The following is a 19,305-nucleotide window of genomic DNA, read 5'->3' as shown; positions in this document are numbered from 1 at the left end:
GTTTGAGTTATCGGCTTGGCGCGTTTCGGTGTTATTTGCCGTCAGCGCTGCGATGGGGTGAACTTTAGCGGCGCGAATGCGGTGATTGCCGCACTCGCGCTGTACGTTTTATTCAAATAAATTGAATATCCGTGGGCCGGCGATCAGCGGGCCGGCACCGGCGCGATCGACTCGTGCGGCGTGGCGGTGCGCTGGGCGGCCTTGTGGACCATCGTGTAGGCGTAGTCCACGCCCATGCCGTAGGCGCCCGAGTGTTCCTTGACGAGCTTCATCACCGCGTCATAGGTGTCGCGGTGTGCCCAGTCGCGTTGCCATTCCAGCAGCACCTGCTGCCAGGTCACGGGCACCACGCCGGCTTGCACCATGCGCTGCATGGCGTAGTCGTGCGCTTCCTTGCTGGTGCCGCCCGACGCGTCGGCCACCATGTAGATTTCGTAGTCGCCTTCCAGCATGGCGCACAGGGCGAACGTGGTGTTGCAGACCTCGGTCCACAGACCGGCCACCACGACCTTCTTGCGGCCGTTGGCCTTCAGGGCGTCGCGCACCTTCTGGTCGTCCCACGAGTTCATCGAGGTGCGTTCCAGCGTCTTGGCGTCAGGGAACACGTCGAGGACTTCCGGGTACGTGTAGCCCGAGAACGATTCGCTTTCCACGGTGGTGATGGTGGTCGGCACGTTGAAGATCTTCGCGGCCTTGGCCAGGCCCACCACGTTGTTCTTCAGCGCCTGGCGGTCCATCGACTGCACGCCGAAGGCCATCTGCGGCTGGTGGTCGATGATGATCAGCTGGCTGTTCTGCGGCGTCAGTACTTCGAGCTTCGGGTTGGACATGATGAAAATTCCTTGAGACGAAGGTTGGGGCGAGGCGCGGACGGCGCGGCGTGCGCTGGCCCGTTCCGCACCGGTTGCATCGAAGCCGTCATGCCTGGGGATAGGCACGATGCGACCCGACGCAAGACTAGACGTCGCGTGCGTATGCAGCCATTGGCCCATCGTATTAGCCGAGGGTGTCTACGGATTAGCTGTCCGCGGCGGCAGTGGCGAGAGCGCTTGCGGGCGCCAGGCAAGCGGCGGCCAGCAGGCGTGGAATCACGCCAGTGGGCAGGACTGGGCATGAGCGGCAGGGGCGATGGGGGCATGACAATGCACGCGCAGGGTAGGCGGGCACATGCGGGTTTGCCATACACACTTGGTATAGGTATTGGCGAGCCCGACGACAAGCAAGGTTTTGCGCGCCGCTTCGGCCGCGCTGTCCACTCAACCAATGGTATGGGTGGCGAAGCGGCGCGTGCTGTGCTGAAATGCTGGGCGCGTCGGGGGCCATGTCGCCCCCGTGCGCGAATTTCGCCCGCTTGGCCGCCTGTCGGTCCCCAGCGCCACGGTGCGCCGGCAAAATGGGCGGCATCCGCAACTTGCCCCCGGGCACCTTGGAGAACAGAGCCGTGACATCCCAGAACGGGGACCCTGCCGGTACGGCCACCGCCGACGACGCGATGGTGCTGATCGTCGACGACGATGCCATGCTGCGCGCCGGCCTGGGCAACCTGTTCCGATCCGTGGGGATGCAGGCGATGCTGTTCGGCTCAGCGGCCGAGTTGCTGGAATACCGCGTGCCCGATGTGCCGTGCTGCCTGGTGCTCGATGTGCGCCTGCGCGGCCCGAGCGGCCTGGACCTGCAGACCCGCCTGGCGCAGATGGGCGTGCATATCCCGATCATCTTCATGACCGGCTATGGCGACATCGCCATGACGGTGGCCGCCATGAAGGCGGGCGCCGAGGATTTCATGGCCAAGCCGTTTCGTGACCAGGACCTGCTTGACGCGGTGTCGACGGCCATCGAGAAGGACCGGCTGCGACGCCGGGGCCTGCGCAAGGTGGAGGAGATTCGCGGCAACTACGCCACGCTGACGCCGCGCGAGGCGGAAGTCATGGGCATGGCCGTCTCGGGCCTGCTGAACAAGCAGATCGCAGGGGAAATCGGCATCAGCGAGGTGACGGTGAAGATTCACCGCGGTCAGGCCATGCGCAAGATGAAGGCGCGCACCTTTGCCGACCTGGTGCTGATGGCCCAGCAGATCGGCCTCTGCAAGGCCGAGCAGTAAGTCAGGCTTCCAGCGCCCCCGGCACGCGTCCGGGGTGTGGATCAGCCGAACTTGCGCGCTGCGTCCAGGGCCAGGCCCGAACCGATGCCGCCGAACAGGTCGCCTTCCACGCGACGCGCGCCGGGCAGCAGCCGCGCCAGTTGCTCGCGCAGCATCGGCACGCTGCTGGAGCCGCCGGTGAACAGGATGGTATCCACCGCATCGGCCGGCACCCCGGCCGTCTTCAACATGCCCTTCACCGTGCTGGCCGTCTTGTCGACCAGTTTCGCGATCGATTGGTCGAAGTCGTCGCGCGTGACATCCAGCGTGGTATCGGGCGCGATGCGCGCCAGGTCCATCGTGGTGAGCGGGGTATCGGACAGCGCAATCTTGGCAGCTTCCACCTGGATCGCCAGCCAGTGTCCCGCGCGCTCCTTGATCAGCCGGATCAGGCGGTCGAGCTTCTCGGTTTCCGCGGCATCGCGATAGTTGTCCATCACGATCGCCCACGCGCGGCGTGTGTAGATCAGGTTGATCGTATGCCAGCTGGCCAGGTCGAAATACTGGCCCGACGGCATCGCCTTGCCGTTGCGCAGCTGGCTGTTCAGGCCCAGCATCGGCATGACGCTGGCCAGGCTCAGCGCGCGGTCGAAATCGGTGCCGCCGATGTGCACGCCGCCATTGGCCAGGATGTCTGCGCGGCGGTCGATCTTCTTCGCGCGCTCGGGCGACAGGCGCACCAGCGAAAAGTCCGACGTACCACCGCCGATATCGGCCACCAGAACCAGTTCCTCGCTGCCGATGCCGGCCTCGTAGTCGAAGGCGGCGGCAATCGGCTCGTACTGGAAGGCGATGTCCTTGAAGCCCGCGTCGCGGGCAATCTCGGCCAGCGTGTCTTCGGCAAGCTGGTCGGCGGCGGCGTCCTCGTCGATGAAGTGAACGGGACGCCCCAGCACCGCCGCGCTGAACTGGCGGCCGGCGGCGCGCTCGGCGCGGCCCTTCAGCTCGCCGATGAAATGTGCCAGCAGCTTGCGGAACGGCATGGCCTGGCCCATGACCTCGGTGCTGTCGTCCATCATCGACGTGCCCAGCAGGCTCTTGAGCGACCGCATCATGCGGCCCTCGTAGCCGGCCAGGTAGTCGGCCAGCGCGGCACGGCCATAGCTGACGAGCGGATCCTCGGCGTGGAAAAAGATCACCGATGGCAGCGTGGCCTTGTCATCTTCCAGCGGCAGCAGCGTGGGTGCGCCGGGACGCAGCCAGCCGACGGTGGAATTGGACGTGCCGAAGTCGACGCCGCAAGCGTTTGAGATCATGGGGATGCAGGGGTTCAGGTGCAGCAGGAAGCAGGCGGCGCGCTGGTCCGCTGCCGTTTCGGGGCGGATAGGGTGCCATTGCGTGGGGCGCTATTGTAGGGGTTTTCCTTGCATGGGGTGGAAACCCGCAGCGCGGCATGCCATCGGGGATCACCCCATGCGGGTTTGTGCCAACTGTTCTGCACACCGCGGTTGCAGTCTACTGAAGTCGCAGGTTGCAGTGTGACCGACTGGTACGACCGTACCGGCCGGCCGTTTGGAAAACCGACTGGAGACAATACCATGGTGACCAAGCAGGACGAATCACGCATTTTCCGCGAACTGGTAGCGCTGGCCACGCTGGAGGCACTGGGCGGCGCGATAGCACTGGGCTTCGTGTTCAATCTGCTCACATGACGCGACGCGAGGACGGGGGCCGCCACTGACGGCCCCTTTCTTTTTTCTGGCAGCTTCCTGCCCGTGCGCGGCCCGATCCGCCCGGATCGGCACGTCGCCGGCAGCCATGCCGGAACCCCACTAGAATGGCGCATCGCCCGGCAAGGTGCCGGGCCAGACCTGGGAGTCGAGGATGCGTATTCTGGTGGTCGGTGCCGGTGCGACGGGTGGCTATTTCGGAGCGCGGCTGCTGCAGGCCGGGCGTGACGTGACCTTTCTGGTGCGCGCGCGGCGGGCTGGGCAACTGGCGGAGCACGGGCTTCGCGTGAAGAGCCCGCACGGCGATCTGCATATCGCCACGCCCCCGGTCGTCATGTCGGCGCAGATTACGGCGCCCTACGACGTGGTGCTGCTGAGCTGCAAGGCGTATGACCTTGCCAGCGCCATGGATTCGATCGCCCCGGCCGTGGGCCCGGACACCGTGATCGTGCCCCTGCTCAATGGCATGCAGCACCTGGACCAGCTCGACGCCCGCTTTGGCGCGGCCCGCGTGATGGGTGGCCGCTGCATGATTTCGAGCACGCTCGACGACCAGGGCACCATCCTTCATCTGTCGGCATTCCACATCCTGTCGTTTGGCGAGCGCCCGTCGGGCAACAGCCCCCGCGCGCAAGCGCTGGCCGAAGTGTTCGGCAACGCGGGCTTCGACGTGCAGCGCAGCGACGCGATGCTGCAGGACATGTGGGAAAAATGGTTCTTCCTGGCCACGCTGGCGGCTTCCACCTGCCTGATGCGGGCCACCGTCGGCGATATCCTGATCGCGCCACGTGGCCGCGAGACCATCGCGGCCTTGCTGGACGAATGCGCCGCCATCGCGGCGGCCAACGGCTACCCGGTGCGCGAACCGGCGATGCAGCAAGCCAAAACCACGCTTTTCACCGAGGGCTCGCCGATCACGGCGTCGATGCTGCGCGACGTGGAACGCGGCGCCGCCATCGAATCGGACCAGATCGTCGGCGACCTGCTTGCGCGCCGGGGCAGCACCGAAGCGCCCACGCTCGGCATGGCGCTGACGCACCTGAAGGCCTACGAGGCCCGCCGCGCCCGCGGCGGCTGACGTCAGGCGCCGCCGACGTCGATGCTGGCCTCGCTGCTGGCGGTGGCGGTGACTGTGGCCGCCCGCGTGCGCAGCCAGGCCAGCAGTTCCGCTTCGGGCATCGGGCGGGCCAGCAGGTAGCCCTGCATGGCATAGCAGCCGATGCCGATCAGCGTCTGCCGGTCGGCTTCGTGTTCGACGCCCTCGGCCACCACTTCAAAGCCGAACGAGCGCCCCAGGTTCAGCACTGCACGCATCAAATCCTGGTTGCGTGGCGAACGCGCGATATCGGTGATAAAGCTGCGATCCACCTTCACGCATGCCGCGCCCAGTTGGCGCAGTGCGCCCAGGCCGGAATAGCCCACGCCGAAGTCGTCGAGCGCAATCGCCACGCCGGCCTTTGCCATGTTGGCCAGCTTGCCCTGCACGGCCATCACGTCGAGCGCCACTTCCTCGGTGATTTCCACGGTCAGCAGGCCCGGTGCCATCCTGCAGGCCTCCAGGGTCGACAGCAGCAGCTGGTCGATCTCCACCTGCGCCATTTCGCGCGGTGACAGGTTGATGGCGATGGGAATCCGCTGCCCGCCCTGCGCTTCGATGGCCTTCGACAAGCGGCATACCTTCGCCAGCGTGGCGCGCAGCAGCGTCTCGGACAGGCCAGACGCCGCCGCCACGGACACCAGCTCCGGCGGCGGCACCCAGCCATGGCGTGCATGCTTCCAGCGGATCAGCGCCTCCAGGCTGCGCACGCGCGTGCCGCCTTCGGCAAAAATCGGCTGGAACCAGACCTCCAGCGTATCGTCGGCCAGCGCGCGCGGCAGGTCGCGCTCGATGTCGCGCTGCATCTGCAGGTGCCGGTGCAGGTCGTCATCGAACACGTACACGCTGTTGCGGCCGGTTCGCTTGGCCGCGTACAACGCGGCGTCGGCAAACAGCAGCATGTCGTCTAGGCAGATGTCCGGGCCGCGGCAGATGCCGATGCTGATGCCGATCGCACAGTACTCGTAGCCATCCAGTGGCTGGCGCACGGCTTCGATCAGGCGCGCGGCCAGCGACGACGGGCAATCGTCGTTGTCGAACGGGTCGTAGAGCAGCATGAACTCGTCGCCGCCCATGCGGCCCACCAGCATGTCGTGCCCCGCCACGGCCTCGAGCCGCCGCGCCACCTCGCGCAGTACGCCGTCGCCGGCCTTGTGGCCGAACGCGTCGTTGATGAGCTTGAAGCCGTCCAGATCCAGCAGCAACAGGCAGTGCCGGCCGCTCAGGCCGTTGGCAAAGCGCTTGTTGGCCCGGTCGAAGAAGCCGCTGCGGCTCAGCAGGCCGGTCAGCGGGTCGAGACTGGCCAGCGTCCACATTTCGTCGGCACGATTCACCGCGTGGTCACGCGCGATCCGCAGCGAATCCTGGATCGCGGTGGCCTCGTTCTTGAGCCGGATCGAATGTCGGATCTGCCGTTCACTTTCCAGCGTGCACCGGATGAGTGCGGCCAGGTAGAGCAGGGTGGTGCCGGCCAGCCAGTACTTGTCGAAATCGCCGAACCAGAACAGGCATGCGGCGGCCGACAGCAGCGGCGGCGTGATGAAACAAAGCGGAATGCGCGCGTACGCAAAGCCGTGGGTCACCGCGCCTGCCGTGATGCCGCAGACCACGGTCAGGTAGAACAGCGTCTGCGGCGACGTGTAGCCGTCGCACAGCACCGGAATGGCGGCCCACGTCAGGCCGGACAGCAGCGCCAGCGCGCAGTGAATGCGCAGGTGGCGCGCCACCGTACGTGCCAGCCGGCCATTGTCCGGCCGCGTCGCCCCGGGTGTTGGGCCCACCGGCACCTGGCACATCCAGATCCGCAGCACGTTCCAGAGCAGGGAAATCACGAACCATACGGCCGCCGTGGTGCCGCGACCGGCGTGCCAGGCCACGGCCAGCACGCTCACGCCAAGGATGATATTGATCGGGATCGACAGCCGGACGGTGCGGCGCACGGCCAGCAACTGGTCGTGACGGACTTGCCAGAGCTGGGCGGTGTCAACGGGCTTGATGGGCCCGCTACCCGCAATGCCGCTGGTGCCGCCGGGATTTCTGCTGCGACTTTCGCTGGTGCTTCCGCCGCTTGCCCCGTCAGCGGCGCGCAAGCCGGTCAGCGCCGCGCCCTGCGCACGATCTGTTTGTTTCATCGGTCCATGCCTGCCGCCTGTCGCATGCCCCTGGCGCTACGCGCCGCAAGGCCGGCTGGCGGTCTTCCGCGTCCTGACTACCCGGTTCCTGTTTTTTATCTGCCCCGCGCCGCGATGTTCGCCATCTTCGACGACAGGTGCGTGAACCGTGGTGCCCCGTCAAACTCCGCCATGCCGGCCGTGTCCCCGATACCGGCAATGCGGAACCTTCGTTCCGTCAGGTGGTTGATGGTTCAAGGCATGGTCGTTCGCTTTCCATGATGGGTCGCACGCGATTGCGTGGCGGGAAGCGGCGAGTATAGGTGCAAACCGGCAGGCCGACGCGTATCGGCGGCTCAGGCTTCGACGGCGGCGCCGGCATGCTGCCGCCAGAACGCCAGGAAATCGGCCAGCGGCATGGCTTTGCCGAACAGCCAGCCCTGGCCGAACTGCACGCCGCGTTGTCGCAGCGCCACGCGCTGCGCTTCGGTCTCGATGCCCTCGGCCACCATGTGGATGTCCAGCGCGCGGGCCATCTCGATGATATGGGGCCCGACCGATTTCGACGGCGCGTCGGTCGTCATCGAGCTGACAAAGGCCTTGTCGATCTTGATACCGTCCACGTCCAGGTCATGCAGGTAGGCCAGGCTCGAATAGCCGGTGCCGAAGTCATCGATCAGGATCGGATGGCCGGCCTTGCGGAAGGCCGCGATCATCTCGCGGCAGGCGGTGTCGTTGGCAAAGCCGCGTTCGCCCACGCGGAACTGGACGGCGGGCGGCGGTTCCCCGGCGGCGTCGATGCGATACGCGGCCCGCAGCTGCGACAGTGCGTTCCAGTGCGGGTTCTGGCCTTCGATACTGCGCAGGGCACCCAAAAACGACGACGGGGCGCACAGCAACTGCTTGCCATCGAGGTACGTGATCTGGCGCGCGTAGCGGTGCTGGAGGTCGGCCTCGCGCATGGCATCCAGGTGGGCCTGGCTGCAAGGTGTCCCGGCGAACTACTCCGCCTGGCGGGCGGCTTCGACGGCATCGCGTGCCACCACTTCCACGCGCTGGTGGAACAACCGCTCGGCCAACTCGCGCGACACCCATGTGGTGAGCGCCCCCGGGCCACAGACGCCCAGCGCGATCACACAGAGATTGAAGAGCCAGAGGCGCCGGGTCATTGGGTGAGGATGGATGGAGTGCGAGGCAGCATAGCAGAACGATCTTCATGACATATCTGATATTGCGAATGCAGCGATTGGCTGTCCGGCTGCGTCGCGCAGACGTTCGTCGATACGCCGTGATGGCAGCTGGCGGTTGAGGACAGGACCGAGGCGCATGCCCCGGAGTTTCATTGCCGACGCGCCCGGCCGCCGATCCATTGCCCGACATTCGACATTTCACGACAGGACGAACCTTTCCCGGCCCGCGCACTGCGAAGATGGCCACATCGTCCATTCAGCCGGAAGACCGTGATGCATTCGTCCCTTGATGTCCTGCAGGCGTTGTCCCCGTCGGACGTGACGCCGGCCACCCACGCCGGCCCCGCCGACCCCATTGCCGCGGTCACGCACCCCGATCCCTATCCCTGGTATCGCCAACTCGCGCGCACGCGTCCGTTCTACTACGACCCGGCGCTGAAGCTATGGGTGGCCGCCAGCGCGTCTGCCGTGGCCGAAGTGCTGGATCACCCCGATGCCCGCGTGCGCCCGCCGGGGCAGCCCGTGCCGCCTGCACTGGCAGGCAGCCCGGCGGGCCACCTGTTCGGCCGTCTGGCTCGCATGAACGATGGACCGGCGCACGCTGCCCTGAAAGCCATCGTGCTGCGCCGGCTGGCAGGGCTTGACCTGGGCCTGGTGCGTGTACGCGCCCACGCACTGGCAGCGGCGCTGCCGCGTATGACCGACGACGATGCGCACGAGGCCACGCGCTGGATGTTCACCTTGCCTGTGCTGACCGTGGCAGACCTGCTGGGCCTACCGCTGGAACGCGACGTCGACGGCCATGTTTCCACGCGGGTGGCTGGCTTTGTTTCGACCTTCGCCATGGCGATGTCGCCGCTGGCCTCGCCGGCCGATGTGGAAGCGGGTGCCGCCGCTGCGCGCTGGCTCACGCAATGGACGCACGACTGCGCGCCGTCCGCGCCGGCCGGCAGTCTGCTGCACGGCCTGTCGGAGGACGCCGCGCTGGCGGATATCGACACGCCCACGATGGTGGCCAACGCCGTCGGCTTGATGATCCAGGCGTGCGAGGCCACTGCGGGCCTGATCGGCAATACGCTGATCCATCTGGGGCGTACCGGCCAGCACGTCGGCCCGGACAATCCTGTCGACAGGCTGGTGGCGCACGTGGCCCGGATGGAACCGCCGGTGCAGAACACGCGGCGATTCATGGCCACCGACGCCACGGTGTGCGGCCAGCCCGTCCGCGCCAACGATGCGGTGCTGGTGCTGCTGGCCGCTGCCGCGCATGACGATGCCAGAGAAGAAGACCCCGCAGCGGCCGCCCGCGCCTGGACATTCGGTGCCGGGCGTCATGGCTGCCCCGGCGATGCACTGGCGCAGGTACTGGCCGCCTGTACCGTTCAGGCGCTGCTGTCGCGCGGGATACAACCAGCGCACCTGCTGGATCGCGTACGCTATCGACCATCGGTCAACGCGCGCATTCCGCAGTTTGACGTACAACCCTTAGAGACCTGAAACCCTGAGAGGTAGCCCCCATGATCGCTGTCATTTTTGAAGTCGAGCCCACACCCGGGCGCCAGGATACCTACCTGGACATTGCCGCTCACCTGAAACCGACGCTGGAAGCCATCGACGGCTTTATCTCGGTGGAGCGCTTTCAGAGCCTGACGAACCCTGGCAAGCTGCTGTCGCTGTCTTTCTTTCGCGATGAAGCCGCCGTGCTGGCCTGGCGCAATACGCTCGATCATCGCCAGGCCCAGGCGGCCGGGCGCGGCGGCGTGTTTGCCAACTACCGGCTGCGCGTGGCGCAGGTGCTCCGTGACTACGGCCTGCACGAGCGCGACGAAGCACCGGCTGACAGCCGCGCCGTGCACGATGTGGCGGGGCACTGACCGGCCATGGAGGGGCCGGGTGCGGTCTGGCGGTTTCCGACGCGTGGATTCATGACAATCTGACATATTCGCCCCGTAGACTCGTGCATCATCGCAGTGGAGGTCTGACCACGCAGCAGCGGAAGCGAAAGGGCGATGCGGCATGAAACGGCGCACAGGCGGCACCAAATTGTGGGCAACGCTGAGCAAGCAGGCGACGCGCAGCGCACGCCAGTTCAGCCGCACGGTCACGAAAACCGTGACCGACCCGATGCTGCGGGCGGCCAAACAGCAGAGCCAGGCCGTCAGCAAGGCGATGGGACGTGCCGTGGGCAAGGTGGCGCGTCAGGCGTTGACCGGTGTGGTCACGCCGGCGCGCGCGCCGGTCAGCAAGGGAGGCGGGTCCTGGGAGGAAGGCCTGTGGGGCTTCAGCCTGGGGATCGGCCGCATGGGGCAGCGCCGCTACCGGGTGTTCGTCCCGCCCGGCGTCAGCGCGGCCCGGCCGGCGCCATTGCTGGTGCTGCTGCACGGCTGCGGGCAGGACGCCGCAAGTTTTGCCGCGTGCGCCCGGGTGACCACGGTGGCGCACGATGCGCGCTGGGTCGTGCTGATGCCCGAGCAGTCGGTGCAGGCCAACCCCCAGCGTTGCTGGAACTGGTTCCATCCCGCGTCGCGCGGCGCATCGGAAACCGCGCTGCTGATGTCCATGATCGACCATGTCAGCCAGCGGTATGCCATCCTGGCCCATCGCGTCTGTGCGTTCGGCCTGTCCGCCGGCGGCGCCATGGCGATGATGCTGGGCCTGCGCTATCCGGATCGCTTCGCCGCCATCGGTTCCCATTCGGGTGCCGCGCCCTATAGCGCCATCAACGCCACGCAGGCGCCCAAGGCCATGCGTGGCGATCGGGCGCCCGACGCCGTGGCGGCCCGTCTGGCGCTAGCCGGGCGTCGTCCGCCCCCGCTGCTGTTGCTGCACGGCGACGACGACAGCGTGGTGTCCTATGACAACGCCACGTCCACGGCCGCGATGTGGCTGGAATTGTTGCCGCCCGGCAGCCCCGGCCCCACGGCACTGCCCGCGAAGCGCGTAAGGCGTGGCACGCGGCGCGCGGTGGACGTGTTCGACTGGCAGGCCGGGCAGCAGCCCTATCTGCGCGTGGTCAAGGTGGAAGGGCTGCGCCACGCGTGGAGCGGCGGCGCGCCGGGGCAGGCGTTCTCCGACCCCAGCGGGCCTGACGCACTCAAGATCGCGCTACGCTTCTTTTCGGTGAACGGACGACAGCGGGATTGATGCGTGCTGTTGTCGGGAAACAAGAAGCGCTACAAGGTTGGTGAGCGACACGTTCACGATCCTTCGTTCCACAGTGTCGCCCGCCAGATTGGCAGACCGGGCGGCCTGCTGGCCTCGGCAAGCCTCGCGGGTGCTGGTCTTTTTAAACGCGCAGCCTGGCCATCGCGGCGGGCGCACCGAGCAGGAACATGTCCACCTTTTGCGTGATGAGGGCATCCATGTCCGCCGGCACCTTCAGCCCATAGACCCATTTGCGTACGCCGATATAGAAGATGGCGGCGTGCAGGCTCCAGATCATCTCGATTTCCGCGTCGGTTTCGGCAGCCGTGCGCGGCGCGGCAATGTCGAAGGCCTCCCGGACTTCGGCCAGCACCGGCAGGAAGACCTTGGTGCGGAGCTTGCTGAGGTACTTGTTGTTGATGCCTTCGTGGGTCAGGCCGGCGAAGATAAAGAGCCGGATCCATTCTTCGCGCAGGATCACCGAAGAATAGTCGAGATAGAAGGCGTACAGCCGCTCGGTCAGCGGCAGGGACCGGTCCGTGATCTGGCGGTCCCAGTCAGGCCGCCACTGGAAGACCTCGTTGTAGACACGCTCGATCAGCGCGTCCTTGCTGGCGAAATACCGATAGAGCAAGGGCTGCGTGACGCCGATCTGCTTGGCCAGTTCGCGCGTACTGCCGCCGAAGCCATTGCGGGTGAAGTGCTCGATGGCCTTTTCGACGATCTGCTGCTCCCGCTCCTCGGGCAGCAGGCGCCGCGTGGATTTGGCGGTGTCTGCGGTGGCGCGTGACTCCATGGCTGTCTCTCTCGGTCGTACTGTTCGGATAATGGTCCGATTCTACCAATCGTCCGATCAATAGGAAAAGGCGGCATACCGGTCGCCGGCGGCCGCCCTGAAGCCACGTCACCAGCCGTTCCATTCAATGGCCGGGTTTGGCTGTAATGCCCAGCTCGCAGTCCACCCGCTGGTTCTGGTAGGCATTGCGTTCCCAGGCGCCGCGTGCCGAGCGGTCGGTCACCGAGAACACGTAGATGCCTGCAAACGCCACCAGCATCGAGAACAGCGCCGGATATTCGTACGGGTAGATGGCCGACGCGTGGCCCAGCACCTGCACCCATACGGTGGGGCTCAGGATCGTCAGCAGCACGGCGGTAATCAGCCCCATCATGCCGCCCATGACCGCCCCACGCGTGGTCAGTCCGCGCCAATAGATCGACAGCAGCAACACCGGGAAGTTGGAACTGGCAGCAATCGAGAACGTCAGGCTGACGATGAACGCAATGGTCTGCTTCTCGAACAGGATGCCCAGCAGGATCGACAGCACGCCCAGCACCAGCGTGGTGATGCGCGACACGCGCATCTCGTCCTTGTCCGATGCATGGCCCTTGCAGATCACCGTGGCGTACAGGTCATGCGAGATAGCCGACGAGCCGGCCAGCGTCAATCCCGCCACCACGGCCAGGATCGTCGAGAACGCCACCGCGCAGATGAATCCCAGGAACACGCTGCCGCCGACCGCATGGGCCAGGTGTACGGCCACCATGTTGATGCCGCCAATCACTGCGCCGGAGGTGGTGTGGTACAGCGGGTCTTTGGCGACCAGCGCAATCGTACCGAAGCCAATGATGATGATCATGGCGTAGCCCATGCCGACGATGCCGGTGGCATACAGTACGCTCTTGCGCGCGGCCTTGACGTTGCTGACCGTGAAGAAGCGCATCAGGATGTGCGGCAGGCCGGCCGTGCCGAAGATCAGCGCCAGGCCGAGCGACACTGCCGAGACCGGATCGGAGACCAGGCCGCCCGGGCGCATGATGGCGTCCTGCTTGCCGTGGGCGGCAATGGCGTGGTCGAACAGGCTGTTCAGGTTGAAGCCGAAGCGGCTCATCACCATGAGCGCCATGAAGGCGCAGCCTGCCAGCAGCATGACGGCCTTGATGATCTGGATCCACGTGGTGGCCAGCATGCCGCCGAAAAACACGTAGACCACCATCAGCACGCCAACCAGCACCACGGCCGAGGTGTAGTTGAAGCCGAACAGCAGTTCCACCAGCTTGCCGGCGCCAACCATCTGCGACACCAGGTACAGCAGTACGATCACGATGGAACTGGACGCCGAGAACGCGCGGATCGGGCGTTGGCGCAAGCGGTACGACAGCACATCGGCCAGTGTGTAGCGCCCCAGATTGCGCAAGGGCTCGGCGATCAGGAACAGGATGATGGGCCAGCTTGCCAGGAAGCCGATCGAGTAGATCAGGCCGTCGTAGCCGCTGGTAAACACCAGTGCCGAGATGCCGAGCAGCGATGCGGCGGACATATAGTCGCCCGCGATGGCCCAGCCGTTCTGCATGGCCGTGATCTTGCCGCCGGCAGCGTAGTGGTCGGCCACGCTGTTGTTGCGGCGGGCCGCCCAGCGGGTGATGGCCAGCGTGGCCACCACGAAGACGACGAACATGCCGATGGCGATGCCGTTCAGGCCCTGGCCCACGGGCGGGGTTGCGGCGAAGGCGGGCGTCGCCGCCGCAAGCGCGGCAACGAAGGTCAGCGTGCGATTCATGACGTTTCTCCGTCGCGGATGTCCGCGATCATCCGGTCGTAGACCGTGTTGGTGCGATACACGTAGATGGCGACAAGCGCGAAGGTGAACGCGAACATGCCGAAGCCGATGGGGATGCCGACGCTCATCGGCTTGTCCGGTACAAGCCGCATGGCGAGCAGGTCGGGACGGAAGGCCAGCGTCAGGATGAAGCCGAAGTACACCAGCAGCATGGCGGCGGTCAGAGACCACGAGAAGCGCCGGCGTGCGCTGTGCAGGCGCTCGAAGTCCTGGCGCCCCAGCATGGGATGCGGTGCCAGCGGGGCATCGAAGGCATACGGATCTTCGTGTGCGTCGTAAGACGCGGGTTGGGGCGAGAGGGGCGGCGCGACTTGGGGGGCGGCTTGAGGCATGGTTGTCTCCTTGTGTTGTTGTCCTTGACGGTCAGAACCGGCGCGACACGGCGGTCTCGCGCATCACCGCTTCCGGGGTCCGATAGCGTTCGGCCATGGCGCGGTCTTCGTCGCTCTTCAGTTGGGCCTGCATATAGGCGCCGAGGTGGCGGGCGTGCTCGACGATGGCCTGGCCCACTTGCACGCGTTCGGCGCTGTAGGCTTCGAGCCCGGCTTCGATCGTCGGCGCATCCGACAGCGCGCGCACCAGCGTCATCGCATCCCCGGCCGCCTTGGTGACACCCATGCCGCAATGCGGCCGGGCCACAAAGGCCGCGTCGCCCAGCAGCGCTACCCGGCCAAACGCCATTTGCGGGACGGTCAGGTCGTAGATCGGCTGGAACAGCGGGTGCGCAGTCCGGGCCACCACTTCGGCGAACTGGGGCGCAAGCAGGTCGGAAGCGGCGCTTTCCATGTCGGCGATGACGTCGGGACGGATCAGGCCCGGAGGAATGCCGGTGGACCAGCATTTGCCGTTGGCATCGGTCAGAAGGTCGGCCAGCGCGTTGTCGCCAGTCGCGCGGTACCACACGAAATTGAAGCGCCGCTGGCCGGGCGCGGTGCTGTTGCGCTCGCCAGCCACCGGGTAGCCGAGAATCTGTTCGTGAGGCGGCAGGCAGAAGGCGAACTTGTCGAAGATCGCGGCGTGCGTGGCCGGTGTCAGATCGGTCTCGTCGACCAGTCCTCGCCAGGCGATATAGCCCGCGTACTCGAGCTGCGCGGTCGGCAGCAATTGTTCCCGGACAGCGGAGCGGAAGCCATCGGCGGCGATCACCATGTCGGCGCGGTGTATCGAGCCATCCTGCAGTGTGATTTCCGCATGGTCGGCGTGGGATGCCACCGACGTGACATGCGCGCCGGTGCAATAGATTCCAGGAAAGGCATTCCCCAGCACCTCGTACATCTTGCCCCAGCCGGTCAGCGTCTGGGGGAGTTCACGATCCGACACCGCGCTGCCGTCGTGGGCCAACGTCACGCGGGTATTGACCGAGACGCCGATGCTGTCGTCCACGGTCACGCCGGCAGCGGCCAAAGCCTCGAACAGTTCGGGGTGCGTGACAATGCCGGCGCCACGACCGGTCAGCGCTTCGGGTGTGCGCTCGAAGATCTCCACCTCCCAGCCGCGACGTGTGAGAAGGTTGGCGGCAAAGAGCCCGCCGACGGAGCCGCCGATGATGATGGCCTTGCGTGGGGACGATTGGGTGGGGGTCATGCTGCGGCTCCTGCTTCGGCTTGCGAGTGTTGCGGCAGGGTCAGGCCTGCCACTTCTTCGGCGGGGTAGTTGAGTTCGATGGTGACGCCGGACGGATCTTCGATGAAGACCTGGTGCAGGCCCAGGCTCGGGACGGTCCGGTCGCGCCAGGCAATGCCCTCGGCGCGCAGCGTTTCCCACATGGCCGTGACGCCTGTCGCCAGGAAGGCGATATGGTCGACGGTGCCTGTGCCGGTTTCAGCCGATGCCTTGTCGCCCAGATAGGCGGTCAGGCCGGCAGGATTGTTCGGGTCGATGCCGATGATGTGCACGGTGCCGAAGTCCCGTTCGTCATCGCCCATGTAGAGCCACGCGCCCGGGAAATCGAACGGCGGCCGATATCCGCGCCGGAACCCCAGGATGCGTTCGTAGAATGCGCACGACCGTTCGAGGTCCGTCGTGCGGATCGAGTAGTGTGCGAGCTTGATGATCGCCATGGCTGCCTCCAACAATTTATCACTCGATCAGTGATCGGTTGATAAATGGTAGTGCCGAAGAGAAAACTAGCCAAGCACCGGAGGGGTGGTATTTACCCTAGCTGATGTGTCCAGACAGACACGCTCACTATTGCTGTCGGGATCAGGTCGTGCCAACCGGCTCGAACACCACATCGCTGGTCGGGCATGCCACGCAGGGCAGGATGTACCCGTCGTCCTTCTCGTCGAGACTCAGCCCGGGCCATTCGATCCGATAGCGCACGCTGCCCGCGTGCAGCTTGCTCATGCAGGCACGGCAGGTGCCGTTGCGGCAGGAACTGGGCAGGCTGATGCCGTCGAGCAGGGCGCTTTCCAGCAGGCTCAGCGACGCGGGTGCGGCAAAGCAAACCTGGCCGGGCAGCACCTGCGCCTTGAATTCCCGATTGTCGTCCAGGATGTCGGCTGGCATGCCGTATTGCGATTCGGCCATGGGGCTAGTCCTCATGGGCCGGAAAGCCGGCTCGCCCATGGGTGGCATCGCGCAGGGTGGCCTGCGCCTGCTCGCGCAGCGTGGCCGGCAGGCGGATGACCAGTGTGGCCAGCGCGCCATAGCGCGTCTCGGCCAGCGAGCAGCCGGCATCGGCCGACTGCTCGATCCAGCGGCGCACGCGCGGTTCGTCGGGATAGTCGACCAGCACGGTCAGCGTGGTGTAGGCGATGCGCTCGATGCGCGCCGCATCCTTGAGCGCGACGGCGATGGCATCGGTATAAGCGCGCACCAGCCCGCCGGCGCCCAGCTTGATGCCGCCGTAGTAGCGCACCACGGCGGCCAGCACGCCATCCAGGTCGTGATGGCGCAGTACTTCCAGGATCGGCCGGCCCGCCGTGCCGGACGGCTCGCCGTCATCGGACATGCCCGACTGGCCGCCCGCCAGCAAGGCCCAGCACACGTGCGTGGCCGTGGGATGCTGCGTGCGCAGGTCCGCAATCACGCCCATCGCGGCCTCGCGATCGGGTACCGGCACCGCCAGCGCGATGAAGCGGCTTTTGCGTATCTCGATGTCGGCGTGTACCGGGGCGGCTAGCGTGAAGGTGGGCAAGACAGGTCTGGGAATCGGCAGGCAGGAGGGCGAGTGTAGCGCAGCCGGCAGCGGCACCGAATGTGTGACAACTCGTTGACCGTCAAATAACTGTCACGAAAGCGTCTTACCATCCGGACGGGGCAGATACCGTTCCTGCCGCAGCGCGTCATCCAAGAAGAACTACCAGACACCCACGAGAGCCCACTTCAATCCCATGTCCGACCAGACCGTCAATGCCCGTCGCCGTGCCCTGAAAATCCTGGGCGGCGCCCCGATGCTGCCGCTTGGCGCGGCCGCCGCCAGCCTGGCCGGCGGCATGTCCGCCATGGAGGCCGCCTTTGCCGCCGCGCCGCGCCGCAAGACCGCCGCGTTCGCGTCCGCCACGTTCACCGGCATGGCCGCACCCACGCTGGACAACGCGGCCGCCATGGCCACCACGACGGTGGCTTCGTCGCTGAAGGTGTCTTACGCCGACGGCACCGCGCAAGACTACACGCTGGCCTACCAGCCGTTCTTCGTCACCGGCGACCTGGTGCCGGACGGCAAGGGCGGCAAGGTGCTGGCCGGCGGCTACTACGACATCCAGAACCGTCCGATCGTGGACAACTCGGTGCCGGGCAAGGCGCGCCAGTTCTATTCCGATGCACCCGACGGCAGTTCGCTGCTGACGCTGCGCAACGCCAAGGCGCGCGGCGTCAAGGGCAACACGGTGTTCGCGGTGGTGCAATTCGAGTACACCTCGCGCGACCAGGCCGACGCCGAAATGCATGGCATGCTGCCGTCGCCCATCGCCGTGCTGACGCTGGACCAGGACCCGAAGACCGGCAAGCTGAGCCTGGTGCGCTATCACAACGTGGATACGTCGGGCGTGAACGGGCTGTGGATCACCTGCGGCGCGAGCCTGTCGCCGTGGAACACGCACCTGTCGAGCGAGGAATACGAGCCCGATGCGGCCAAGGCCAGCACCGACAAGAAGCTGCGCGGCTTCAGCCAGCACCTGTATGGCGATGCCGGTCGCGCCAATCCGTATCACTATGGCCACCTGCCCGAAGTGACCGTGCATCCGGACGGCACGGGTTCGATCCGCAAGCACTACTGCCTGGGCCGCATCTCGCATGAACTGGTGCAGGTGATGCCCGACGAACGCACCGTGCTGATGGGCGACGATGCCACCAACGGCGGCCTGTTCCTGTTTATCGCCGACCGCCCGCGCGACCTCTCCGCCGGCAAGCTCTACGTGGCCAAGTGGCACCAGACGTCGGGCACCGGCCCGGGCGCCGCCACGCTGTCGTGGATGCCGCTGGGCAGTGCCAGCAGCGACGAGATCCGCAAGCTCGTGGACGGCGGCATCAAGATCGCCGACATCATGGACGTGCAGTTCAAGGACCCGGAGGATTCGAGCTTCACGCGTATCCTGTTCGACGGCAAGCCGAACTGGGTGAAGCTCAAGCCGGGGCAGGAAAAGGCCGCCGCTTTCCTGGAAACCCATCGCTATGCCGCGCTGGTGGGCGGCAGCCTGGGCTTCACCAAGATGGAAGGCACGACCGTCAATATCGCGGACAAGAAGGCGTACTCGGCCATCTCGCGCATCGAGACCAGCATGCTGGCCGGCAACGCGGCCAATGCTGGCGACATCCGCGTGGAAGGCCCGTACTCGGGCGCGGTCTACGAGCTGAACCTGCGCGGCGCGCAGTCGGACCAGGCGGGCGCCCGCATCGACAGCGAATGGGTGCCGGTCGACATGGCGCCCGTGCCGGCGCTGGTTTCCGAAGACCTCGGCGGCGGGCCGAAGAAGGCGCAGGACGCGCTCGGCAACTACGCCAACCCCGACAAGGTCGCCACGCCGGACAACCTCAAGTTCTCGGAGACACTGCGCACGCTGTTTGTTGGCGAAGACAGCAACACGCACGTGAACAACTTCCTGTGGGCCTACAACGTCGACACGAAGCAACTGTCGCGCGTGCTGTCGTGCCCGGCGGGCGCGGAATCCACCGGGTTGCATGCGGTGGACGAGATCCACGGCTGGACCTACATCATGAGCAACTTCCAGCACGCCGGCGACTGGGAAAAGGGGCTCCATGACAAGGTGAAGGGCACGCTGGACCCGCTGGTGCGCGCCAACTACAAGGACCGTTTCGGCGCGGCCGTCGGCTACCTGACGGCCACGCCGTCGGCGTTGCGGCTGAACAGGCGCGCGTAAGAGCCCTTTCGACGC

18 protein-coding genes and 1 pseudogene are annotated in these 19,305 nt (G+C 66.3%); 6 read left to right on the top strand and 13 right to left on the bottom strand.

Annotated features, from left to right (window positions below; translation table 11 throughout):
• Positions 1 to 143: 143 nt before the first annotated feature.
• Positions 144 to 830: a hydrolase gene (locus CYJ10_RS23670; RefSeq protein WP_101683884.1), complete on the bottom strand. Its 687-nt coding sequence runs from the start codon at positions 828 to 830 to the stop codon at positions 144 to 146.
• A gap of 662 nt (positions 831 to 1,492) precedes the next feature.
• Here CYJ10_RS23670 and CYJ10_RS23665 point away from each other — a divergent pair.
• The gene (locus tag CYJ10_RS23665; protein ID WP_374703300.1) at positions 1,493 to 2,101 is read left to right on the top strand and encodes a response regulator transcription factor; all 609 of its coding nucleotides are present in this window, start codon (positions 1,493 to 1,495) and stop codon (positions 2,099 to 2,101) included.
• A 41-nt stretch (positions 2,102 to 2,142) separates the two neighbouring features.
• Here the strand turns inward: CYJ10_RS23665 and CYJ10_RS23660 are convergent, their stop codons facing one another.
• The gene (locus CYJ10_RS23660; protein WP_101683883.1) at positions 2,143 to 3,396 is read right to left on the bottom strand and encodes an Hsp70 family protein; all 1,254 of its coding nucleotides are present in this window, start codon (positions 3,394 to 3,396) and stop codon (positions 2,143 to 2,145) included.
• Positions 3,397 to 3,964: 568 nt separating this feature from the next.
• Here CYJ10_RS23660 and panE point away from each other — a divergent pair.
• Positions 3,965 to 4,888: a 2-dehydropantoate 2-reductase gene (gene panE, locus CYJ10_RS23655; protein ID WP_101683882.1), complete on the top strand. Its 924-nt coding sequence runs from the start codon at positions 3,965 to 3,967 to the stop codon at positions 4,886 to 4,888.
• A gap of 2 nt (positions 4,889 to 4,890) precedes the next feature.
• Here panE and CYJ10_RS23650 read toward each other — a convergent pair whose 3' ends face one another.
• The 4 genes and pseudogenes from CYJ10_RS23650 to CYJ10_RS34250 all read right to left on the bottom strand — a co-directional run bounded on the left by CYJ10_RS23650 (position 4,891) and on the right by CYJ10_RS34250 (position 8,186).
• Positions 4,891 to 7,038 (bottom strand): putative bifunctional diguanylate cyclase/phosphodiesterase, encoded by a 2,148-nt coding sequence (locus tag CYJ10_RS23650; RefSeq protein WP_101683881.1) that lies wholly within the window; start codon positions 7,036 to 7,038, stop codon positions 4,891 to 4,893.
• Positions 7,039 to 7,373: 335 nt separating this feature from the next.
• On the bottom strand, positions 7,374 to 7,892 hold the full coding sequence (locus CYJ10_RS23645) for an EAL domain-containing protein (RefSeq protein ID WP_374703299.1): 519 nt from the start codon (positions 7,890 to 7,892) through the stop codon (positions 7,374 to 7,376).
• Positions 7,890 to 8,006, bottom strand: a pseudogene (locus CYJ10_RS34915) (CSS-motif domain-containing protein); the annotation flags it as partial. The gene CYJ10_RS23645 and the pseudogene CYJ10_RS34915, both read right to left, overlap by 3 nt.
• Positions 8,007 to 8,018: 12 nt before the next feature.
• Positions 8,019 to 8,186, bottom strand: a complete 168-nt coding sequence (locus tag CYJ10_RS34250; RefSeq protein WP_180863039.1) for a hypothetical protein — start codon at positions 8,184 to 8,186, stop codon at positions 8,019 to 8,021.
• Between the two features lie 294 nt (positions 8,187 to 8,480).
• Between CYJ10_RS34250 and CYJ10_RS23640 the strand changes: the two genes are divergently transcribed.
• From CYJ10_RS23640 to CYJ10_RS23630, 3 genes are all read left to right on the top strand, one after another.
• On the top strand, positions 8,481 to 9,704 hold the full coding sequence (locus CYJ10_RS23640; protein WP_257993489.1) for a cytochrome P450: 1,224 nt from the start codon (positions 8,481 to 8,483) through the stop codon (positions 9,702 to 9,704).
• Positions 9,705 to 9,724: 20 nt separating this feature from the next.
• Complete coding sequence (locus CYJ10_RS23635; RefSeq protein WP_101683879.1) at positions 9,725 to 10,081, top strand: antibiotic biosynthesis monooxygenase family protein; 357 nt, start codon at positions 9,725 to 9,727, stop codon at positions 10,079 to 10,081.
• A 142-nt stretch (positions 10,082 to 10,223) separates the two neighbouring features.
• Positions 10,224 to 11,351: an extracellular catalytic domain type 1 short-chain-length polyhydroxyalkanoate depolymerase gene (locus CYJ10_RS23630; protein ID WP_101683878.1), complete on the top strand. Its 1,128-nt coding sequence runs from the start codon at positions 10,224 to 10,226 to the stop codon at positions 11,349 to 11,351.
• A 142-nt stretch (positions 11,352 to 11,493) separates the two neighbouring features.
• On the opposite strand, the gene CYJ10_RS23625 is transcribed toward CYJ10_RS23630, so the two are convergent.
• From CYJ10_RS23625 to CYJ10_RS23595, 7 genes are all read right to left on the bottom strand, one after another.
• On the bottom strand, positions 11,494 to 12,147 hold the full coding sequence (locus tag CYJ10_RS23625) for a TetR/AcrR family transcriptional regulator (RefSeq protein WP_180863038.1): 654 nt from the start codon (positions 12,145 to 12,147) through the stop codon (positions 11,494 to 11,496).
• Between the two features lie 124 nt (positions 12,148 to 12,271).
• A complete protein-coding gene (gene actP / locus CYJ10_RS23620; protein WP_101683877.1) occupies positions 12,272 to 13,909 on the bottom strand; it encodes a cation/acetate symporter ActP in 1,638 nt (545 codons plus the stop codon).
• Complete coding sequence (locus CYJ10_RS23615; RefSeq protein ID WP_101683876.1) at positions 13,906 to 14,301, bottom strand: DUF485 domain-containing protein; 396 nt, start codon at positions 14,299 to 14,301, stop codon at positions 13,906 to 13,908. Before CYJ10_RS23615 ends, actP begins: the two co-directional genes overlap by 4 nt.
• Before the next feature lie 31 nt (positions 14,302 to 14,332).
• Complete coding sequence (locus CYJ10_RS23610; protein ID WP_101683875.1) at positions 14,333 to 15,553, bottom strand: FAD binding domain-containing protein; 1,221 nt, start codon at positions 15,551 to 15,553, stop codon at positions 14,333 to 14,335.
• Positions 15,550 to 16,029, bottom strand: a complete 480-nt coding sequence (locus CYJ10_RS23605) for a VOC family protein (protein WP_101683874.1) — start codon at positions 16,027 to 16,029, stop codon at positions 15,550 to 15,552. The genes CYJ10_RS23610 and CYJ10_RS23605 overlap by 4 nt, the downstream gene beginning before the upstream one ends.
• A 142-nt stretch (positions 16,030 to 16,171) precedes the next feature.
• Positions 16,172 to 16,498: a 2Fe-2S iron-sulfur cluster-binding protein gene (locus tag CYJ10_RS23600; RefSeq protein WP_257993488.1), complete on the bottom strand. Its 327-nt coding sequence runs from the start codon at positions 16,496 to 16,498 to the stop codon at positions 16,172 to 16,174.
• Positions 16,499 to 16,502: 4 nt separating this feature from the next.
• Complete coding sequence (locus CYJ10_RS23595; protein WP_101683873.1) at positions 16,503 to 17,108, bottom strand: IMPACT family protein; 606 nt, start codon at positions 17,106 to 17,108, stop codon at positions 16,503 to 16,505.
• A 196-nt stretch (positions 17,109 to 17,304) separates the two neighbouring features.
• On the opposite strand from CYJ10_RS23595, the gene CYJ10_RS23590 reads away from it, so the two are divergent.
• A complete protein-coding gene (locus tag CYJ10_RS23590) occupies positions 17,305 to 19,290 on the top strand; it encodes a PhoX family protein (protein ID WP_101683872.1) in 1,986 nt (661 codons plus the stop codon).
• The last annotated feature ends 15 nt before the right edge of the window (positions 19,291 to 19,305 follow it).

It is taken from the genome of Cupriavidus pauculus (assembly GCF_002858765.1).
GTDB classification, from domain to species: Bacteria; Pseudomonadota; Gammaproteobacteria; order Burkholderiales; family Burkholderiaceae; genus Cupriavidus; species Cupriavidus pauculus_B.
This window is presented reverse-complemented; position numbering and strand designations above follow the sequence as displayed.